At 67.0% G+C, this 18,443-nt stretch carries 20 protein-coding genes; 11 read left to right on the plus strand and 9 right to left on the minus strand.

Annotation, left to right across the window (positions count from 1 at the left end; translation table 11 throughout):
• Positions 1 to 58 precede the first annotated feature (58 nt).
• A complete protein-coding gene (locus tag HR9077_RS07000) occupies positions 59 to 1,462 on the minus strand; it encodes an aminotransferase-like domain-containing protein (RefSeq protein WP_136066296.1) in 1,404 nt (467 codons plus the stop codon).
• 94 nt (positions 1,463 to 1,556) lie between these two features.
• On the opposite strand from HR9077_RS07000, the gene HR9077_RS07005 reads away from it, so the two are divergent.
• Both HR9077_RS07005 and HR9077_RS07010 read left to right on the plus strand, forming a co-directional pair.
• A complete protein-coding gene (locus HR9077_RS07005) occupies positions 1,557 to 2,159 on the plus strand; it encodes a LysE family translocator (protein ID WP_136066297.1) in 603 nt (200 codons plus the stop codon).
• A gap of 90 nt (positions 2,160 to 2,249) precedes the next feature.
• Entirely contained in the window at positions 2,250 to 3,476 is a 1,227-nt protein-coding gene (locus HR9077_RS07010) for an EAL and HDOD domain-containing protein (RefSeq protein WP_136066298.1), read from the plus strand.
• Between the two features lie 13 nt (positions 3,477 to 3,489).
• Here HR9077_RS07010 and HR9077_RS07015 read toward each other — a convergent pair whose 3' ends face one another.
• On the minus strand, positions 3,490 to 3,828 hold the full coding sequence (locus HR9077_RS07015) for an I78 family peptidase inhibitor (RefSeq protein ID WP_136066299.1): 339 nt from the start codon (positions 3,826 to 3,828) through the stop codon (positions 3,490 to 3,492).
• 204 nt (positions 3,829 to 4,032) lie between these two features.
• Here HR9077_RS07015 and osmF point away from each other — a divergent pair, with 204 nt between their 5' ends.
• The 4 genes from osmF to HR9077_RS07035 are packed head-to-tail and all read left to right on the plus strand — an operon-like array spanning position 4,033 to position 7,987.
• Positions 4,033 to 4,950 carry a glycine betaine ABC transporter substrate-binding protein OsmF gene (gene osmF, locus HR9077_RS07020; RefSeq protein WP_136066300.1) on the plus strand — a complete coding sequence of 306 codons (918 nt, stop codon included), beginning with the start codon at positions 4,033 to 4,035 and terminating at the stop codon, positions 4,948 to 4,950.
• Positions 4,951 to 4,969: 19 nt separating this feature from the next.
• Complete coding sequence (locus HR9077_RS07025) at positions 4,970 to 6,163, plus strand: ABC transporter permease (RefSeq protein ID WP_136066301.1); 1,194 nt, start codon at positions 4,970 to 4,972, stop codon at positions 6,161 to 6,163.
• A 28-nt stretch (positions 6,164 to 6,191) separates the two neighbouring features.
• Positions 6,192 to 7,235: an ABC transporter ATP-binding protein gene (locus HR9077_RS07030; RefSeq protein ID WP_136066302.1), complete on the plus strand. Its 1,044-nt coding sequence runs from the start codon at positions 6,192 to 6,194 to the stop codon at positions 7,233 to 7,235.
• Positions 7,232 to 7,987 (plus strand): ABC transporter permease, encoded by a 756-nt coding sequence (locus tag HR9077_RS07035; protein WP_136066303.1) that lies wholly within the window; start codon positions 7,232 to 7,234, stop codon positions 7,985 to 7,987. The genes HR9077_RS07030 and HR9077_RS07035 overlap by 4 nt, the downstream gene beginning before the upstream one ends.
• Before the next feature lie 114 nt (positions 7,988 to 8,101).
• On the opposite strand, the gene HR9077_RS07040 is transcribed toward HR9077_RS07035, so the two are convergent.
• From HR9077_RS07040 to HR9077_RS07060, 5 genes are all read right to left on the minus strand, one after another.
• Complete coding sequence (locus tag HR9077_RS07040) at positions 8,102 to 8,233, minus strand: entericidin A/B family lipoprotein (RefSeq protein ID WP_136066304.1); 132 nt, start codon at positions 8,231 to 8,233, stop codon at positions 8,102 to 8,104.
• Between the two features lie 112 nt (positions 8,234 to 8,345).
• Positions 8,346 to 8,471 carry an entericidin A/B family lipoprotein gene (locus tag HR9077_RS07045; protein ID WP_136066305.1) on the minus strand — a complete coding sequence of 42 codons (126 nt, stop codon included), beginning with the start codon at positions 8,469 to 8,471 and terminating at the stop codon, positions 8,346 to 8,348.
• Between the two features lie 99 nt (positions 8,472 to 8,570).
• The gene (locus tag HR9077_RS07050) at positions 8,571 to 9,317 is read right to left on the minus strand and encodes a sulfite exporter TauE/SafE family protein (protein WP_136066306.1); all 747 of its coding nucleotides are present in this window, start codon (positions 9,315 to 9,317) and stop codon (positions 8,571 to 8,573) included.
• A 38-nt stretch (positions 9,318 to 9,355) separates the two neighbouring features.
• A complete protein-coding gene (locus HR9077_RS07055; RefSeq protein ID WP_244613071.1) occupies positions 9,356 to 11,497 on the minus strand; it encodes a TRAP transporter permease in 2,142 nt (713 codons plus the stop codon).
• A 181-nt stretch (positions 11,498 to 11,678) separates the two neighbouring features.
• Entirely contained in the window at positions 11,679 to 12,698 is a 1,020-nt protein-coding gene (locus HR9077_RS07060) for a TAXI family TRAP transporter solute-binding subunit (protein ID WP_136066308.1), read from the minus strand.
• Between the two features lie 210 nt (positions 12,699 to 12,908).
• Here HR9077_RS07060 and HR9077_RS07065 point away from each other — a divergent pair, with 210 nt between their 5' ends.
• Positions 12,909 to 13,331 (plus strand): HIT domain-containing protein, encoded by a 423-nt coding sequence (locus tag HR9077_RS07065; RefSeq protein ID WP_136066309.1) that lies wholly within the window; start codon positions 12,909 to 12,911, stop codon positions 13,329 to 13,331.
• A gap of 6 nt (positions 13,332 to 13,337) precedes the next feature.
• Here the strand turns inward: HR9077_RS07065 and HR9077_RS07070 are convergent, their stop codons facing one another.
• Both HR9077_RS07070 and HR9077_RS07075 read right to left on the minus strand, forming a co-directional pair.
• Entirely contained in the window at positions 13,338 to 13,691 is a 354-nt protein-coding gene (locus HR9077_RS07070; RefSeq protein ID WP_136066310.1) for a RidA family protein, read from the minus strand.
• Positions 13,692 to 13,782: 91 nt separating this feature from the next.
• A complete protein-coding gene (locus HR9077_RS07075; RefSeq protein WP_136066311.1) occupies positions 13,783 to 14,694 on the minus strand; it encodes a LysR substrate-binding domain-containing protein in 912 nt (303 codons plus the stop codon).
• A 94-nt stretch (positions 14,695 to 14,788) separates the two neighbouring features.
• On the opposite strand from HR9077_RS07075, the gene HR9077_RS07080 reads away from it, so the two are divergent.
• The 4 genes from HR9077_RS07080 to HR9077_RS07095 are packed head-to-tail and all read left to right on the plus strand — an operon-like array spanning position 14,789 to position 18,387.
• Positions 14,789 to 15,901 carry an NAD(P)/FAD-dependent oxidoreductase gene (locus HR9077_RS07080; protein ID WP_136066312.1) on the plus strand — a complete coding sequence of 371 codons (1,113 nt, stop codon included), beginning with the start codon at positions 14,789 to 14,791 and terminating at the stop codon, positions 15,899 to 15,901.
• Positions 15,902 to 15,929: 28 nt separating this feature from the next.
• A complete protein-coding gene (locus HR9077_RS07085) occupies positions 15,930 to 16,184 on the plus strand; it encodes a (2Fe-2S)-binding protein (RefSeq protein WP_210725875.1) in 255 nt (84 codons plus the stop codon).
• Positions 16,177 to 17,583 carry a (2Fe-2S)-binding protein gene (locus HR9077_RS07090; RefSeq protein WP_168380907.1) on the plus strand — a complete coding sequence of 469 codons (1,407 nt, stop codon included), beginning with the start codon at positions 16,177 to 16,179 and terminating at the stop codon, positions 17,581 to 17,583. The genes HR9077_RS07085 and HR9077_RS07090 overlap by 8 nt, the downstream gene beginning before the upstream one ends.
• A gap of 51 nt (positions 17,584 to 17,634) precedes the next feature.
• On the plus strand, positions 17,635 to 18,387 hold the full coding sequence (locus HR9077_RS07095; RefSeq protein WP_136066315.1) for a transporter substrate-binding domain-containing protein: 753 nt from the start codon (positions 17,635 to 17,637) through the stop codon (positions 18,385 to 18,387).
• The last annotated feature ends 56 nt before the right edge of the window (positions 18,388 to 18,443 follow it).

Here is an 18,443-nt window from a genome sequence, read left to right on the forward strand (position 1 = left end):
GCAAGGGATTGTCACTGACTAGTTGGAGGCGATGGACCGGCGATGCAAGCGTCGCCGTTCACAGCGTGCGCCAGGGGCTGGCCGGTGGCGCGGCCAGCGTCCCGGCGATGATATCCAGGGCACGCTCCAGCGCCTCGCGAGTGGCCGCTGCGCTGACGCACAGCCGGATCGCCTGTGGCGCCGGCTCGCTGCCGACGCAGAACGGCTCGGCACTGGTCACCCGCACGCCCTGGCGCTCGAGCTGTTCGATCAGGGCCGCGGCGCGCCAGCCGGCGGGTAGCGTCAGCCAGAGGTGAAAGCCGTGGGGCTGACCGCTCGGCGCGAAGGCCGCCAGCCGCTGCCGGGCCAGGCGCTGGCGAGCGGCGATCTCGTCGAGCTGCCAGTCGAGCAGCCGATCGGCGGCACCGCTGTCGATCAAGCGGCAGACCGCCTCGACCATCAGCGGCGGAACCATCCAGCTCTGCACGCGCAGGGCGCTGGCCAGGCGTTCATGCAGCGTCGCGGGGGCACGCAGGATGCCGATGCGCAACCCGCCGGCGATCACCTTGGAGGTGCTGAACAGGTACAGCGTCCGCTCGGGTGCCCGCAGGTAGAGCGGCCTGCCCCGTGCGGCGGACGGCAGGTACTGCACGCCGTCCTCGAGCAGCCAGAAATCGTAGCGCCGCGCCAGCTCGACCAGCCGCTCGCGACGCGCCTCGCTGAGCTGCGCACCGGTGGGGTTGTTCTGCTCGGGGGTGAGATAGACCAGCCGCGGCGGTTGCTGCTGGCAGAGTCGCGCCAGCGCCTCGACGTCCATCCCCTGACCGTCCAGGGGAATGCGCTGCAGCTTGAGGTGGCACTGCTGGGCGGCGGCGATCGCCCCCGGATAGGTGAGCGCCGCCGCGGCGATACGTTCGCCGGGCTGGGTCAGCGCCTGCAGCGCGAGAAAGATGCCGTGCTGGCCGCCCAGGGTGATCGTCAGCTCGTCGGCCGCCATGGGCAGCCCCAGCCGGGTCAGCCAGTCGGCCAGCGCGCGGCGATGCGCGGGCGTGCCGTGCTCGGACTGATAGTCCACCGCCGCCTGCAGCGCCGAGGGATCCTCGGCGAGCGCGGCCAGCACCTCGCCCAGCCCCGCCGGGCGCTGCGGATGAGGCGGCGGCAGGCTCAGGCTGAGATCGACCAGTCCCTCCGTCGACGCCTGGGCATCCGAGGGTACATGGCGAAAGCCGGGGGCGCTGGCGCGGCGATCCTTCACGTAAGTGCCGCTGCCCACGCGGGCCTCGAGCAGGCCGCGCCGTTCGGCCTCGTCGTAGCCGCGGGTGATCGTGCCCACGGTGACGCCCAGGGCATCGGCCAGGCGGCGCTGTGGCGGCAGCCGCTGGCCGGGCTCGAGCTCGCCGGAGGCGATGGCCGCGGCGATCGCATCGGCCAGCGCACGGTAGCGGGTTACACCGTCGGGGAGATGGGGCTTCCAGATTGTCATGGTGACAATAAATCCGTTGACGCCGTATTTGGCGCTATTATGCTGATCAATAGAGACAATTCAAATCAAAATCCGAACTTGTATGGGCACAAAAATGGATACACTTGCCACGCTCGGCCCGGCCGCGCTCTACATGATCTCGATGACGCTGACCCCCGGCCCCAACAACCTGATGCTCACCGCCTCGGGGGCCAACTACGGCTACTGGCGCACTCTTCCGCACATCCTCGGCATCGTGGCCGGGTGCTTCGTGCTGTTCTCGGCCATCGCCCTGGGGCTGGGCCTGCTGTTCGAGCGTTTTCCGCTGTTCCAGACGCTGCTCAAGGTCATCGGCAGCGCCTACCTGCTGTATCTGGCCTGGAAGATCGCCAGCGCCCCGCCGCCCGATTTGCGCCTGCGCGGCGAGGGCCGGCCGCTGACCTTCTGGCAGGCCGCCGCCTTCCAGTTCGCCAACCCCAAGGCGTGGGTGATGGGGCTGGCGCTGATGGCCGGCTTTCTGCCCGAACAGGGCAGCACCTGGGCCGACGCCCTGCTGCTGGCCGGCTTCGCCGAACTCATCGCCCTGCCGTGCATCTCGCTGTGGGCCGGCTTCGGCATGGCCGTGGGCCGCTACCTGCGGAGCGCACGGGCCTGGCGGGTCTTCAACGGCCTGATGGGCGCGATGACCGCCGGCTGCGTGGTGTTCATTCTCGGTTGAGGCGCGGCGAAACGCGCCACGCCGAAGCGCTAAAGATTTTTTGCAGCCTGTCGATAACCCAGGTTATCACCCCCTCTCATCGGTTCGCCCATGGGTGCATCAAGTACACCGGTCCCCACGACAGTCCTGTTCGCGCGTCAGCCGATCTACGATCGTCGGCGGGTCGTGGCGGGGTTCGAGCTGCTGTTCCGCGCCTGCACCGAGACCACCGGCGAGCCGTTCAACGACGACTACGCGACCCGCCAGGTGATGCTCAGCGCGTTCACCGAAACCAATATCCACGAAGTCTGCGAAGGCACACCGGCGTTCATCAACTTTCACACCAACACGCTGCAGGCGGCGCTGCCGTTCTCGCCGGACGAGATGATCATCGAGGTGCTGGAGAGCGTCGCGCCGACGCCGGCCGTCGAGAAGGCGCTCCGCTACTGCAAGGCCCAGGGCTACCGCATCGCCCTCGACGACTACACGCTGACCGACGCCAGCCACCCACTGCTGCCGCTGGCCGATATCGTCAAGCTCGACTGCCTGGTGTATTCCGCCGAGGCTTTCGCCACGGCGGTGGCCGCGCTCAGGCGCGCCCGGCCGTCGCTCCACCTGCTCGCCGAGAAGGTCGAGACGGCCGAGGAGTTCGAGCGCTGCCTGGCGCTCGGCTGCGACCTGTTCCAGGGCTACTTCCTGGCACGACCGGTGCCGGTGCACGGCAAGCGCCTGCCCAGCAGCCGGCTGTCGGTCCTGCAGCTCCTCGCCGAGCTCAATCGCCCCGACAACACCCTGGCCAAGCTCACCGCGACCATCCAGCGCGATCCCTTCATCAGCGTGCGGCTGATGAAAATGGCCAACAGCGCCTATTACAGCCGCAAGCACGACATCAAGTCGGTGCAGATGGCCGTCAACCTGCTCGGTCAGCGGCGCATACGCAGCCTGGCCAGCCTGCTGGCGCTGACCAAGCTCGACGACAAGCCGCACGCCCTGCAGAAGCTGTCCCTGGCCCGCGGCTACCTGTGCCAGGAGCTCGCCGATGCGCTGCTCGACGCCCCCGGCTCGGGCTTCACGGTGGGGCTGTTCTCGTGCCTGGACGCGCTGTTCGATTATCCGCTGGAAGCGACGCTCGCCGAGTTGCCGCTGCACGTCAGCCTCAAGGCGGCGATCCATAGCCACCAAGGCCCGCTGGGGTTGATCCTCGCCAGCGTGCTCAAGCTCGAGCGTGGCGAACTGGACGGTCTCGACTGGCCCGGCCTGAACGCACTCGGCCTGACCCCCAAGCGACTGAGCCGCCTTCAGCAGCGGGCCATCGCGCTGACCAACGGCCAGCTCTAGTCACGCTCCGGCATCAGCCGCACGAAAGCCGCTCGATCCGCTCGCGCGCGTCGAGATGCACGTTCAGCCGCTCGGGCCGGTAATCCATGGTATAGCCCTGGCCGGGACGAATGACTCGCATCCGCCCGGCGCCGCTATCGGTTGCCAACGTCTCGCGGCGATCGGCGTCGAGGCGCTCGCCGACATGCTCGCCCAGGTCATCGGCCCCGCACGCGGCATCGCCGCTGCCAGGCGCTTGCCCGGACGGCTCCTGCATGGGCGGAGGCTGGGGTGCCGTCGCCGGACGCGGTGCACCGCTACAGGCCGCGAGCAGTGCAATCAGCGGCAGACCGCTGCAAAACCATCGAGTCATGAACTCTCCTTGCCTGATGATCCCGGCATCCAGGGCGATGCCGCTGGACTCGTCACTCGACGTTTCGATAAGGTGCTGAAACGTGGAGCATCACGCGCATTGTAGCTAGGCTTTGATAATGCTGACGATGCATCGACAGTGCGACCGCTCACGGAACTCGGGCGCGTCGGTCTCAACACATCGCGTCAACAAGAGGATGGAAACATGGCCAGGATGGGCAAATCACTCGGTCTCGCGGTCGGCGTCGCCTTGACGCTGGGACAGGCCATGGCCGCCGACCCGTTGCGGGTCGCCTCGAAGATCGATACCGAGGGCGCGCTGCTCGGCAACATGCTGGTCGCACTGCTCGAGGATGCCGGCTACCCGGTCGAGAACAAGCTGCAGCTCGGCCCCACCAATATCGTGCGTACCGCCCTGCTCGAGGGCGAGATCGACCTCTACCCCGAATATACCGGCAACGGCGCCTACTTCAGCAACACCACCGACGACGACGCCTGGAAGGATGCCGAGGCGGGCTATCGCAAGGTCAGCGAGTGGGATCGCAAGGAGAACGGCATCGTCTGGCTCGAGCCGGCACCGGCCAACAACACCTGGGCGATCGCGGTGAAACAGTCGCTCGCCGAGGAACATGACCTTTCCAGCATGGCCGATTTCGGCGAGTGGGTGAATGACGACGGAGACGTCAAGCTGGCCGCTTCCGCCGAGTTCGTCGAAAGCCAGGCGGCCCTGCCGAGCTTCCAGGAGGCCTACGACTTCACGCTCTCGCAGGATCAGTTGCTGGTGCTCTCCGGCGGCAACACCGCGGCGACCATCCGCGCCGCCGCCGAGGGCACCAGCGGCACCAACGCGGCGATGGTCTACGGCACCGACGGCGCGATCAAGCCCGCCGGGCTCAAGGTGATGGACGACACCCAGGGCGTGCAGATGGTCTACGAGCCCGCGGTGGCGATGCGCGAGGCGGTCCTCGAAGCCCATCCCGAGTTGGCAGAGCTGTTCGAGCCGGTGTTCGCCTCGCTGGATCGCGAGACACTCCAGGAGCTGAATAGCAAGATCCAGGTCGATGGCCTGCCGGCCAAGCAGGTGGCCCGCGACTACCTCGAGGCCAACGGCTTCCTGGACTGAGCGGAGCGTGGCCGCCGACATGACCGCGTCCAGCGACCGGGCCGGGCGCCTGGTCGCCAACCGTGTGCTGCTGACACTATGGGTCGCCGCGCTGCTGGCGAGCGCACTGCTGCCTTTCGCCGCCATGGCGCCCAACCGGCTGGTGTCCGGCGAAGCGATCAAGCTGATCGTCGCGTTGACGACCTGGCAATCCGCGGGTCTCGCGCTGCTGGCCCTGCTGCTAGCGCTCGCCGCGCTGAGCCGTCCGCTGTCCGCCACGCAGGGCCTGCGCCTGACGCTGGTCGTCGCACCGCTGACGCTGCTGCTGACCCTTTACGCGCTCGGCGACTATGCCGGCCGCGCCCTCGCCGAGGCCTCGCCGGCCGCGCGGGTCTCGCAGGGCGCCGCCTTCTGGGTGCTGGTGTTCTGCACGTTGCTGATGATCGTCGACGCCTTCCAGCGCCTGCGTGCGCCGCTATGGGTCGGCGGCGCCTACGGTCTGGCCCTGGTGGCCGCGATAGCCGGGCTGTTCGCCAGTGGCCAGTTCAATGCCCTGTCGATCCTCAACGAATACTTCAACATCCAGGACGCCTTCGCCGACCAGCTGCTCACCCACCTGCGCCTGGTCGGCCTGGCGCTGGCGCCGGCCCTGGCCATCGGCCTGCCGCTGGGACTGCTGGCGCACCGCCGACCGGCGCTGCGCGGCAGCCTGTTCGGCACCCTCAACTTCTTCCAGACGATCCCCTCGATCGCGCTGTTCGCGCTGCTGGTGGCGCCACTCTCGGCACTCGGCGACAGCTTCCCGTTGCTGCGTGAACTGGGCGTCAAGGGCATCGGCGCCGCGCCGGCGATCATCGCGCTGATCATGTATTCGCTGCTGCCGGTGGTGCGCAACACCCATGCCGGTTTCGCCGGGGTCGCCCCGGCGACCCTCGAGGCGGCACGCGGCATGGGCATGACCCGGCGCCAGGTGCTGTGGCGGGTGGAAATACCGCTGGCACTGCCGGTGATCCTCTCCGGGCTGCGTATCGTCACCGTGCAGGCGATCGGCCTGACGGTGGTGGCGGCTCTGATCGGCGCCGGCGGACTGGGCGCGTTCGTCTTCCAGGGGCTCGGCCAGTACGCCATCGACCTGGTGCTGCTCGGTGCGGTGCCGACCATCGCCCTGGCGGTGGTCGCCGACTTCCTGCTGCAGATCCTGGTCGCCATCAGCCGCCCCGCGGGCGGGCGTTAGCGCTTCGAGCCATCAACGAGCCGAGACGATGATAGAACTGCAAGGCCTGACAAAGACCTACGCCGGCAAGAATGTGGTCGAGGACATTTCGCTGCGTGTCGAGAGCGGCGAGTTCGGCGTGCTGATCGGCCCCTCGGGCTGCGGCAAGTCGACCACCCTGCGCATGATCAACCAGCTGATACCGCTGAGCCGCGGGCGCATCCTGCTCGGCGACGAGGATGTCAGCCGGCTCAAGCCCGAGCAGCTTCGCCGACGCATGGGCTACGCCATCCAGTCGATCGGGCTGTTCCCGCACTGGACGGTGGCCGAGAACATCGCCGTGGTGCCCAACCTGCTCAAGTGGCCCAGGGCCCGCGTCGACGCACGTATCGACGAGCTGATGAACCTCTTCCACCTCGAGGCCGGGGAATACCGCGACAAGTATCCGCACCAGCTGTCGGGCGGCCAGGCCCAGCGCGTCGGCGTGGCCCGCGCGCTGGCCGCCGACCCCGAGGTGCTGCTGATGGACGAGCCGTTCGGCGCCGTCGACCCGCTGACCCGCGAGGTGCTGCAGAACGAGATGCTGCGGGTTCACGAACAGACCCGCAAGACCATCGTCTTCGTCACCCACGACATGGACGAGGCGCTCAAGCTGGCTTCCAAGGTGGCGATCCTCAACCAGGGCCGGCTGGTGCAGTACGACCGGCCCATCGAGTTGCTGGTCGATCCCGCCGATGGCTTCGTCAGCGACTTCATCGGCAAGGCCGACCTGGGGCTCAAGCTGCTCTCGCGGCGCTGGGTCGATCAGTATTGCCGGCCGCCGTGCCTGGAGCGTGACAGCGGCGCCGGCCGGCACAGCTGGGAGGTCGATGCCGACGGGCGTCCGCTGGCGCTGCATGGCGGCCGGCTCAGCGACGACGGCGAGGCGCGGACCGCGGTCAACGGCGAATGGATCGCCACCCCCGAGATGACCATGAAGGAAGCGCTGTCGCGCATGGTGTGGTTCCGGGTGATGGTATTGCCGGTGATCGACCAGGCCGGCAAGCTGATCGGCGAGGTGACCATGGAGGGCGTGATGGGACGCCAGCCATGAACCGCGCGAGTCTCTTCGTGCCCACCGCGCCGCGCGACTGGCTGTTGCCTGTCCTCGCCGCGCTGCTCGTCGCCCTGACGCTGTTCATGGCCAAGCTCGAGCCGCTGTTCGCAGCCGCCTTCCCGCACCTCGACGTGGTCGTCTACCAGCGCGAGAGCTTCCTGCAGCTGACCCTCGATCATCTCGGCCTGGTGCTGGTCTCGTCGCTGATCTCGATCGGCATCGGCGGCGCGGCAGGCCTGTTCGTGACCCGCGCGACGGGCCGCGAATTCGAGCCGATGGTGTCGTCGCTGGCAGCGATCGGCCAGACCTTTCCGCCAGCGGCGGTGCTGGCGATCGTGGTGCCGCTGGCCGGCTTCGGCTTCGTGCCGACCATCGTCGCGCTGTCGCTCTACGGGCTGCTGCCGGTGGTCCAGAACACCATCGCCGGGCTCGGCTCGGTGCCGCCCACCACGCTGGAAGCCGCGCGCGGCACCGGCATGAGCGCCGCGCAGATCCTGTGGCGGGTCGAACTGCCGCTGGCCATGCGGGTGATCATCGCCGGCGTGCGGGTCTCGGTGATCATCAACATCGGCACCGCGACCATCGGCTCGACGGTGGGCGCCCAGAGCCTCGGCACGCCGATCATCGCCGGACTGGTCGGCGACAACATCGCCTACGTGATTCAGGGAGCGGTGCTGGTGGGACTGCTGGCGATCGTCAGCGATCTGCTGTTCGAGCGCCTGGAACGGCGCTTCCGCTACGGAGCATGAGTGCTGCGACGTATTCGCTAGCCGCGTGGCGAGTATTGGTGGAAGCGGGAAAGTAAAACGGCTGGTGTGCGGCGGGATACGGCCGCCCGACGGAGCGGGCGGCGCGAGTGTCAATTAGCTGGCGGATTCCTGAATCTCTTCACCGCCCTGCTCGATATCTTCACCAGCCCCTTCCATGGTGTTGCAACCTGCCAGGGTACCGGCAGCCATCAGCATCAGGAACATCATCGCTGTCAGTTTCTTCATTGGGTCCTCCTTAACGAATGAAGTGGCCGCCTTGGCGGCCCGGGTGACAAAACGTCACATGCAAAGCCTAACAGGCAAGGGGCGATTACGCACATCACTCCCGGCGCCTGGATCAGCCGGCGGCCTCCTCGATCTCCGAGCCGACCTTCTCGACATCCTTGCCCAGCCCTTCCATGGTGTTGCAGCCGGCCAGCGCAATCAGCAGCAACAGTGCCACCACCATCAATGAGCCTTTCATCGCCTTCCCCTGAAACGTCGTATGGATAATTCAGTTATCCCCCATGTGCGGCGCCTCGGCAAGCGGCGATTCGCATGCCGCTGGCGGCGTGCCGAAAAGTCAGAAAAACACCAGGCGCAGGATGATCGCCATGATGACCGCCAGGGTCAGCCACTTCACCCACAGCGCGCCGCGCGGCCCCATGTTGACCTGCACCGCCAGCCAGGCGCCGCTCATGCTGCCCAGCGCCAGCAGCAGGCCATAGGCCCAGCGCACCTGGCCGTCGAGCACGAAGACCGCCAGTGCCGGCAGGGTATAGACCAGGATGATGAACACCTTGAAGACGTTGACCTGGGCCAGGTCGATCTTGAGCAGCCGATAGAGCACGGCGATGAACAGCACGCCGACACCGACCTGGATGAAGCCGCCGTACAGGCCGATGGCGAACATCGCCAAATGGACCGCCGGGGTGATCCGCGCGGGGGTCAACGCGCGGGTATCGAGGCGCGGCTGGGGCAGCAGCATCATCAGCGAGGCCAGCACCATCGCCGCGATCAGCACGCCCTGGAAGATGGCATCGGACACCTGCAGGGCCAGCCAGGCGCCGAGCAGCGCGCCGGCCACCGCCGGCACGGCCAGCCGCAGGCTGACACCCAGGTCGCCGGCGCCGGCACGCCGGAAGCTGCCCACCGCGCTGACGCTCTGCAACGCGATGCTCACCCGGTTGGTACCGTTGGCCACCTGCGGCGGCAACCCCAGCAGCATCAGCAGCGGCAGGGTCAGCATCGAGCCTCCCGCCGCCAGCACGTTGATGAAGCCGGCGACACCGCCGAACGCCACCAGCATCAGTCCATCAAGCCAGCCCATGGCCGCTCCCCGTCAGCGCCACCCATTCATCGCCGGCATCAGCCGTGAGCGGCCTCGGGCCGGGTCGGCGCGCGCCCCTGGCGGGCGCTCCACACCAGCACCGCGACGAAGATCGCCACCCCGATCAGGTCGATGCCGAGCATGCCGTGCGGCCACAGCATCAGCGCGCCGATCGGGAACATCAGCAGCCTCAGCCACCAGGCCAGCTCGTGCTCGAGATGCCCCTCCAGGCCGGCGATGATCGCATAGATGCCGAACAAGGCGAAGACGAACACCGTGGTCATCTCCAGCGGCGTACCGGTGATCAGCGGCGACCACACGAACAGCAGCGGCACGATGTACAGTCCCTTGGCGATCTTCCAGGCGGTGAAGCCGGTGCGCATCTGCGGCGTGCCGGCGATCGCCGCCGCGGCGAAGGCGGTCAGACAGACCGGCGGGGTGACGTTGGAATCCTGTGACAGCCAGAAGATCACCATGTGCGCGGCGACCAGCGACATGGTCAGGAAATGCGGCGACAGCGCCTGCTCGTAGAGCTGGCTCGAGAAGGTGTCGGGGACCTTTTCGAGCAGCGCCTGGGCATCGGCCATGCTCATCGGCCCCGACAGCGCCTGCATCTGGTCCGGCGCGGCGATCATGAACACCGCCTTGGCCTGCTCCGGCAGGTTGCCGGCGGCGAGCAGGTCGAGCAGTTGCGCATGTGCCATCAGGTTGTAGAGCGCCGGCGCCGAGAGCGTCGCCAGCACGATATACGACGCGGTGACCGGCAGGCCCATGCCCAGGATCAGCGAGGCGATGGCGATCAGCACGATGGTCACCAGCAGGCTGCCACCCGCCCAGTCGGTGATCATCAGCGAGAAGGTGTTGCCGATGCCGGTGGTCGAGACCACGTTGACGATCAACCCCACGGTGATCAGCAGGATCGCCGTGGTGATCATGTTGCGGGTGCCCAGCACCAGCGCCTCGACGACCATCTTCGGCCCCATCGGCTGTTTGGACAGCCAGGAGGCGACGATCACCGAGGCGATCGCGATGCCCGCGGCATAGGTGGGCGTGAAGCCGTAGATCAGCGCCCATACCAGGACGATCAGTGGCAGCAGGAAGTGCCAGCCCTTCTTGAGCACCTCGACGATTCCCGGGGCGTCCGGGTCCTCGAGATGCTGGGCGTTGCTGCGCTTGGCCTCGATGCGCACGAACATCGCCACCGACAGGAAGTAGAGCAGCGCCGGCAGCGCGGCGACGCCGATGATGGTCAGGTAGGAGACCTGGGTATAGGAAGCCATGATGAATGCCCCCGCGCCCATCACCGGCGGCATCAGCTGGCCGCCGGTCGATGCCGAGGCCTCGACCCCGGCGGCGAAGCGTGCCGGGAAGCCGGCCTTGCGCATCAAGGGAATGGTGATCACCCCGGTGGAGACGGTGTTGGCCACCGCCGAGCCGGACACCGAACCCATCAGCCCCGAGGAAAACACCGCCACGAAGCCCGGCCCGCCGACGAAGCGCCCGGCCGCGCAGCGCGCCAGATCGATGATGAAGTCGCCGGCGCCGGACTTGACCAGAAAGGCGCCGAACATGATGAACATGAACACGTACGACCAGGAGATGCGGGCGATCGAGCCCAGCATGCCCTCGCCGCCGAGGTAGCTGCGAAACAGCACGGTTTCCCAGCTCAACCCGGGGAAGTTGAAGATGCCGTCGACGTAGCGCCCCCACCAGGCGACGTAGGTCAGGGCGATGAGACACAGCACCGGTATGAACCAGCCGGTGGTGCGCCGGGCGAACTCCAGGATCAGCCCCACGGCGAGGATCGACACCACCCAGTCGGAGGCGATGAAGGTCACGCCGCGATCGTAGAGCGCGTCCTCGAAGGCCATCAGGTAGAGCGCGCAGCCGATCGCCGCCACCGCCAGCAGCACGTCGACGGCCAGGATCGCCCGTTTGGCGCCGGTGCCCTGCGGCCGGGCCAGCGGCACCGACAGCGCGCACAGTGCACCGAACAACCCGAAGTGCATGGCGCTGGTCCACAGCGTGGACAGGGTCGAGAAGGTATTGAAGTACAGGTGCGCCACGGCCGTGACGATGGCAAAGGCGAACAGCACTCGCCCCAGCCACGGATGCTGAAGACGCGCATCGTCCTCGCGGGCATCCTCGTCGCGGACACTGTCGATCGTCGGGTCGCTCACGGAACTCTCTCTCCTGAAAGCTTGGCCTGAAGCCTGGCTGAAAGCGGTGTCTCGGAAAGCGCCGCCGGGCATCGCCGTGGGCGTCGCTTCGAATGGGTCATCGATACGCCCCGCCCGAATGCACGGACGGGGCGCTCACCCGGGTCGCCCGGTCGAGCGCCCGGATCATGCCCGTGGCGTGTTATTCGGCGCGCAGACGCTCGGGAATCTCGAGCCCCTGCTCCTCGAAGAACTTCGCGGCCCCCGGATGCAGCGGCATCGGCAGGCCGGCGATCGCCTTCTCCAGCGCCATGGCCTTGGTCGCCGGATGGATGTTGTTCAGAAACGGCAGGTTTTCGTACATCGCCTTGGTGATCGCGTAGACGTCTTCCTCGGGCACGTCGGCGCGCACCGCCAGGATGTTCGGCTGAGCGATGGTGTTGATCGGCTCGGACTGGTTGGGGTAGGTGTCGGCCGGTATCTCGTAGGCCGACCACAGGTCGAATTCGCTGTTGACCTTGGCCAGTTGCTCCTCGGTGAAGTCCAGCGTGGTGATCGCTTCGCCGGCGTTGGCATAGGCGCGGGTCACCGCCGCCGCCGGAACCCCGGCCGGGATGTTCATGCCGTCGATGGTGCCGTTCTGCAGGGCGTCGGCGCTGGGGCCATAGCCCAGGTAGGCGATGTCCATCTGCTCCGGCTCGATGCCCAGCTGGCCGAGGATATAGCGCCCGGAACCCTCGGTGCCCGAGTTGCGCGCCCCGATCGAGAACGGCTCGCCGTAGAGGTTGGTCATGTCGTCAATGGTGCCGCTTTCGGCAATCTCGTCGCGGACCACGAAGTGCTCGACGTTCTGCCACAGCATCGACACACTGCGCAGGTTCTTGTAGGCCTTGGGCACCGGGCCGGTACCGTTCCAGGCATAGGCGCCGTACAGGCCCTGGAGGATGCCGAACTGGGCCTGGTCCTCGTCCATCAGCTTGAGGTTCTCGCCGGAACCGGCGGAGCTGATCGCCGACACCGAGATCCCGGTGCTGGGCTCGAGCTTGACCTTGACCAGCGTCGACAAGGCCACGCCCACCGGATAGTAGGTGCCGCCGGTGGTCGCGGTACCCATGATGTACTGGTGGGACTCGTCCTGCGCGAAGGCCGACGAGGCGGAAACGCTCAGTGCCGCAGCGCTGGCCAGGGCCAAGGCGGACTTGAGGAACTGACGCTTGTGCATGCCGTTTCTCCTGTGGAAATTGGCGATTGTTGTGTTGAGGCGTCATAAATAGTGCAAGGCACTTGCCAGTCTGCGAAAAGCGCACCGTTTCAAGGCACTATATCTCCGCGCGCCAGATAACGACCTTCCTGTCGGCAACAAGTCGCCGACCCGGACACCCGGCATCGGCCATTTCTTGCCGATGCGATGCCAACCCCAGCGAGGCCAGCCATGAGCGACTTCTCCCTTCACGAGCGGCTCATTGCCGATACCCATGTCATCGCCGACCTGGCGTTATGCCGGGCGCTGCTGATGAACGATGCACGCTTTGCCTGGCTGATCCTGGTGCCGCGCCGCGCCGGGGTCGTCGAGGTCGGCGATCTCGACGACCCCGACCAGGCCCGGCTGTGGCAGGAGGCAACGCAACTGGGCGGCGCGCTCAAGGCCGCGCTGGATGGCGACAAGCTCAACCTGGCGACGCTGGGCAACCAGGTGCCCCAGCTGCACATGCACGTCATCGTCCGTTACCGCGACGATGCCGCCTGGCCGGGACCGGTGTGGGGGGTGGGTACGCCCGAGCCCTATCAGGCCCGGGCGGTGGAGGAATGGCGAGCGCGGATCGAACGGCTTGCCGCGCCGCTGATGACGGAGTGAGCGTGTCTATGCCGTGGCGCGACTGGCCGTAGCACTCACCTCCAGCAGGGTCCCCTCTCCCAGGTCGGCGACACCGATCGTTGCCCGGGCGGGAAGATGTTCGGCGCCGAACCAGTCCGTCCACACCGCGTTCATCGCCGACTTCAGCGACAGGTCGGAAACGTAGACCGTCGTCGACACGACCTCGGCTCGCGACGCGCCGACCTCGCGCAAATAAGCGTCCAGCTTGTCCAGTACCTGACGCGTCTGGCCTGCCATGTCGAGCGACATGTCGTCGGCGGCGATACCGCCGAAGAAGACGAAGCCCTGGGCTTCGACGGCACGGTGCATAATGGGCGTCTTCAGGTAGCGTCGAATCATGATCGGTCTCTCTCGCTTGGGGAGAGAGGACAGTAGCAGGCGGGCTGGTTTGCCGAACAATACCGACTGACCGGCTTTCCATGCCGATATGTTATGGAGACACGGGTGCCAGCGTTTCCATGTGCTCCCGGAACAGGGCGATGAAGTCCTGGGTCAGCCGCGAGCGAGGCTGATCGCGCGGCGTGAGCAACGCGAAGTCTTCCCCGAGGGGATAGGCCAGGGGGCGAAATACCAGTCCTTCGTTGCCGAAGGCTTGCGCGCTGATCGGGTCGAGCACGGCGATGCCCACGCCACGGCGTACCAGTCGCGCGGCCTGCAGGGCCAGCGACACGACGAAGCGCTGACGGGGCTGCACGTCCGCTCGCGCGAAGTGCCGATCGAGTGTCAGGCGAAGCGGGTCGTGAGCTTCGAAGCAGATCAACGTGCGTTCGTGAAAGTCCTGCCACTCGATCACGTCCCGAGCCGCAAGCGGATCTCCCTGCGGAACGACGCACAGACTCTCGAGGCGGAAAGTTTCGCTGTGTACACGGTCATCGCCCTCGGCGACGATGGCAAATCCCAGGTCACAGCGCTGGGTGACGACCTCGTCTATCACCTGCGCCGAACGATAGGTACTCAGCTCCAGCTGTGCATCGCCATGCTCGACGGCGAAGTCGGCCAGTACATCGGGAATGAACGTCGCCCCCAGCAGCGGCATGGCGCTGATGCGCAACCCGCCGACTTCACGTTCGCGGATCCGGCGAGCCGTGTCCCGAAGATGCTCCATCCCGCTCCATACCCGCGCCACCTCGCGATAGAAGAGACGCGCCTCGGGGGTGGGTATCAGCCGCCCCCGGACCCGCTCGAACAAGACGAAACCGACGTCGTGCTCCAACTGCTTGAGAAGGCGCGTGACGCCGGGCTGGGCGGTGAACATGCGCTGGGCGGCGCCGGTGACGGTCCCGCTTTCCATGACATGCTTGAAAGCCTGGACCTGACGGTCCCGTAACTGAGGTAAATGCATAACATCCAGGCATGGCGTAACGAAAGGTTGGTATTGGAGCTTATAGCCTCGAACTGGGTATGGTCGAGTCAGGCTTCACGAAACGGATGACGGCATGGCGCAGGACTTTCTCATCGTCGGTGGCGGCGTCGTCGGCATGGCGGTCGCCTACGGGCTGGCGCAAGCCGGACAGAAGGTCACCGTACTCGACGAACGCGACGACGCCCTGCGCGCCTCGAGGGGCAACGCCGGGCTGACCTGGGTCCAGGGAAAGGGGCTCGGCATGCCGCGCTATGCCGAGCTGAGCCTCGATGCCGTCACCGCCTGGCCGGCCTTTGCCGACGAGCTGCAGTCGCTGACCGGGATCGACGTACAGCATGAGCAGCGCGGCGGCATCGATATCTGCTTCGACGCCGACGAGGCCGCCGCGCGCCAAGCCGAGTACCGTGCCCTGCAGCAGGCCTCGCCACGGATCGCCAGGGGCTTTCACTGGCGATACCTCGACCGCGATGCCCTGCTCCCCTACCTGCCAGGGTTGGGCGACAACATCCATGGCGGCACCTGGTCACCCCATGATGGACATTGCAACCCTCTGTATCTGTTACGTGCCCTGTATGCGGCAAGCCTCGAGCGTGGCGTCATCGTTCACCCCGCCTCCCCCGCCAGCCGGGTCGCTCGGGACGGCGGCGGATTCGTGGCCACCACGCCCCGCGGCGACTTCAGGGCGGAGCGCCTGATCCTAGCCGCGGGGCTCGGCGCAAGCGCCCTGGCCCCCATGCTGGGTCTGTCGGGCGCGGTCAGGCCGGTGCGCGGTCAGGTCGTGGTGACGGAACGCCTGCCTCGCATCGCTCAACTGCCCACCCCCCAGATCCGCCAGACCGCCAGCGGCGGCTACCTGATCGGCGACACCCAGGAAGACGCCGGCTTCGACAAGGGCACCACGCTGACGATGATCCAGGCGCTGGCCGCCAAGGCGACACGCATCTTCCCGCGGCTGGCGCAGGCACGCCTGGTCCGGGCCTGGGGCGCGCTACGCGTGATGACGCCGGACGGCAATCCGCTCTATGAGTCGTCCGAGGCCTGTCCGGGCGCCTACAACATCAACTGCCACAGCGGCATTACCCTGGCGGCCTTCCACGCGGGCGATCTGTCGCGAGCCATTCTCGACGATCGCCTGGCCCGCGATTATCCCCAGTTCTCGGGAGAGCGATTCGATGTTCCGGCGTAGCGAACGAGCCCGGCAGCCCGGGAGGTGCGTGGCCATACGGCTGGACGGTGAGGTCGTCAACGTACCCGACACATTGAGCGTGGCCGCCGCGGTGCTCCATGTTCATGGCTGGCGAGGTTATCGCCGTCACCTCGACGGCACGCCGCGGGCGCCATTATGCCTGATGGGGGTCTGCCAGGAATGCCTGATCACCATCGATGGGCTCCCCAACCGCCAGGGGTGCCTGGAACCGGTACGCGAGGGCATGGTCATCGAACGTCAGGGAGACGATCCCCATGGCTGAGCGTCGCCATACCGATATCGCCGTGATCGGTGCGGGACCAGCCGGCATGGCTGCGGCGCTCACCCTGAGCGAGGCGGGCCTTCGCCCCGTTGTGTTCGACATGAATGCCACCCCCGGCGGCCAGATCTATCGTCAACTCGCCGCCCCCCAGGTCGACGCGACCCTCATGGGCCAGGAGTATATCGCCGGTCGCTCGCTCGTCGACGCCTTCGTCACGGCCGATATCGACTACCGCCCGCTGAGTCGCGTCTGGTGGCTCGACAGGGACGGCGAGGGTTATGTCCTGGGCGTCCTGCAACAAGGACATTCGCAACAATGGCACGCCGACCGGCTGATCCTGGCCAGCGGTGCCATGGAGCGGGGCTGGCCGTTTCCCGGCTGGCAGCTACCCGGCGTCATGTACGCCGGCGCTGCGCAGATCCTGCTCAAGCAGGCAGCGCTGCTGCCGAGCGCAGCGCCGATTCTCGCGGGCAGCGGCCCCTTGCTCTACCTGCTGGCCTGGCAATATCTGCAAGCGGGTCGGCCCCCGGCACTGGTGCTGGACATGGCACCGGCGTCCCGTTATCGCACCCTGATGCGCCACCCCGTGCGCGCATGGCATGGGCGGTCCTACCTGCTCAAGGGCATGCGCCTGATTGCCGATCTCCGGCGCGCCGGCGTCGCCATCCGCCAGGGGGTGAGTGGCTTGCGGGCGAGCGGCAGCGACGCCCTCGAGCGAATCCACTATCGCCACGCGGGTACCTGGCGATCGCTTCCAGGAACGTTGCTCCTGACCCACTTCGGGGTGGTACCGGAACCCCAGCTCATGCGAAGCCTGCAACTGCGCCAGCATTGGCAGCATGAACAACAGTGCTTCGTGCCGGATCGGGATGCCACGTTGAGCGCTGGCACCAACCTGTGGATCGCCGGCGATGGCGGCGGCATCGGCGGGGCACGCAACGCCGAACGGGAAGGCCATCTCGCCGGCTTTGCGGCCATCGCGTCGCTGGGGCGCCAGCCCACGAAACGACGGTCCGCAACCACACGCAGGCTGCTGGCAGCACGTCGGCGGGACCTCGCGGCACGGCCGCTGCTGGATGCCCTGTTCCGGGTTCCCGAGGGCTGGTTGGCCGAGCAGCCGCCGGAAACCCTGGTCTGCCGCTGCGAGGCCGTCACCCGCGGCGAACTCGACGAGGCGATCGCTCAGGGCGGCAGCGGCCCCAATCAGCTGAAGGCCTTCACCCGCTGCGGGATGGGGCCCTGCCAGGGACGCCAATGCGGCGAGAGCGTCACGCGTCTGCTCGCCTCACGGACCCGCCGGTCTCCGGACGATATCGGCTATTACCACATCCGCCCGCCAGTGCACTCGATCACGCTCGGCGAACTGGCCGCCGACGATTTCGACAATACCAATAACTGACAAAAGCCAAGCCACGCTCACGAACCACAACAAAGACCGAGAGGACTCCCCATGAAAAAGCTCCTGTTGAGTGCCACCTTGACGCTGGCCGCGGCCGGAATCACGACCGTGCAGGCCGACGATGGCCCGCTGCGCATCGGGGTCGACGTACCCTACGCCCCCTACCAGTACAAGCTGCCCGACGGCACGATCACCGGCTTCGAGGTCGAACTGGTCGCTGCCGCCTGCCAGCAGATGCAGCGAGAATGCCGGTGGGTCGAACAATCGTGGGACGGCATCATTCCTGCGCTACTGGCGCGCAAGTTCGACCTGATCGCCTCGTCGATGAACATCACCGAGGATCGCGCCAAGCAGGTGCTGTTCTCCGATCCCTACTTCCAGGTTCCCTCCGTCTGGGTCGGCCAGGCCGGGCATGACTGGCAGCCGGGGGATGGCGATCTTGCCGACGCCGCCATCGGCGTCCAACAAGGGACGATTCAGGACGAATACGTCACGCGCTTCTATCCCAAGGCCGACATTCGCCGCTACGGTGATTCCGGCGCGGTGGTCAACGACATGCAGGCCAAACGGCTCGACCTGGTCTTCACCGCCTTTCCGCTGGCCCAGGAAACCCTGCTCGGCGACGAGGAATTCGCACGCGTGGGCAAGCTGGTCACCGGACCCGAGTCGATCTACGGGCCCGGTATCGGTGCCGCCTTCCGCAAGCGTGACGCGGCCTTGGCCGAGGACTTCAACGCAGCGATGGGCGAGATCAAGGCCGACGGCACCTTCCAGCGCCTCCACGAAAAGTATTTCGGCGAGTAGCCGGCCGCGACGGGGGCCATCTACGGCCCCGTCATCCGCCCTCTCAGGCCGCAACC

The organism is Modicisalibacter radicis (genome assembly GCF_900961225.1).
GTDB lineage: Bacteria > Pseudomonadota > Gammaproteobacteria > Pseudomonadales > Halomonadaceae > Modicisalibacter.

Bases quoted from the DNA above. Each gene is read 5' to 3' on its own strand.
- HR9077_RS07000 (WP_136066296.1), bottom strand. From the start codon at position 1,462: ATGACAATCTGGAAGCCCCATCTCCCCGACGGTGTAACCCGCTACCGT.
- HR9077_RS07005 (WP_136066297.1), top strand. From the start codon at position 1,557: ATGGATACACTTGCCACGCTCGGCCCGGCCGCGCTCTACATGATCTCG.
- HR9077_RS07010 (WP_136066298.1), top strand. From the start codon at position 2,250: ATGGGTGCATCAAGTACACCGGTCCCCACGACAGTCCTGTTCGCGCGT.
- HR9077_RS07015 (WP_136066299.1), bottom strand. From the start codon at position 3,828: ATGACTCGATGGTTTTGCAGCGGTCTGCCGCTGATTGCACTGCTCGCG.
- osmF (WP_136066300.1), top strand. From the start codon at position 4,033: ATGGCCAGGATGGGCAAATCACTCGGTCTCGCGGTCGGCGTCGCCTTG.
- HR9077_RS07025 (WP_136066301.1), top strand. From the start codon at position 4,970: ATGACCGCGTCCAGCGACCGGGCCGGGCGCCTGGTCGCCAACCGTGTG.
- HR9077_RS07030 (WP_136066302.1), top strand. From the start codon at position 6,192: ATGATAGAACTGCAAGGCCTGACAAAGACCTACGCCGGCAAGAATGTG.
- HR9077_RS07035 (WP_136066303.1), top strand. From the start codon at position 7,232: ATGAACCGCGCGAGTCTCTTCGTGCCCACCGCGCCGCGCGACTGGCTG.
- HR9077_RS07040 (WP_136066304.1), bottom strand. From the start codon at position 8,233: ATGAAGAAACTGACAGCGATGATGTTCCTGATGCTGATGGCTGCCGGT.
- HR9077_RS07045 (WP_136066305.1), bottom strand. From the start codon at position 8,471: ATGAAAGGCTCATTGATGGTGGTGGCACTGTTGCTGCTGATTGCGCTG.
- HR9077_RS07050 (WP_136066306.1), bottom strand. From the start codon at position 9,317: ATGGGCTGGCTTGATGGACTGATGCTGGTGGCGTTCGGCGGTGTCGCC.
- HR9077_RS07060 (WP_136066308.1), bottom strand. From the start codon at position 12,698: ATGCACAAGCGTCAGTTCCTCAAGTCCGCCTTGGCCCTGGCCAGCGCT.
- HR9077_RS07065 (WP_136066309.1), top strand. From the start codon at position 12,909: ATGAGCGACTTCTCCCTTCACGAGCGGCTCATTGCCGATACCCATGTC.
- HR9077_RS07070 (WP_136066310.1), bottom strand. From the start codon at position 13,691: ATGATTCGACGCTACCTGAAGACGCCCATTATGCACCGTGCCGTCGAA.
- HR9077_RS07075 (WP_136066311.1), bottom strand. From the start codon at position 14,694: ATGCATTTACCTCAGTTACGGGACCGTCAGGTCCAGGCTTTCAAGCAT.
- HR9077_RS07080 (WP_136066312.1), top strand. From the start codon at position 14,789: ATGGCGCAGGACTTTCTCATCGTCGGTGGCGGCGTCGTCGGCATGGCG.
- HR9077_RS07090 (WP_168380907.1), top strand. From the start codon at position 16,177: ATGGCTGAGCGTCGCCATACCGATATCGCCGTGATCGGTGCGGGACCA.
- HR9077_RS07095 (WP_136066315.1), top strand. From the start codon at position 17,635: ATGAAAAAGCTCCTGTTGAGTGCCACCTTGACGCTGGCCGCGGCCGGA.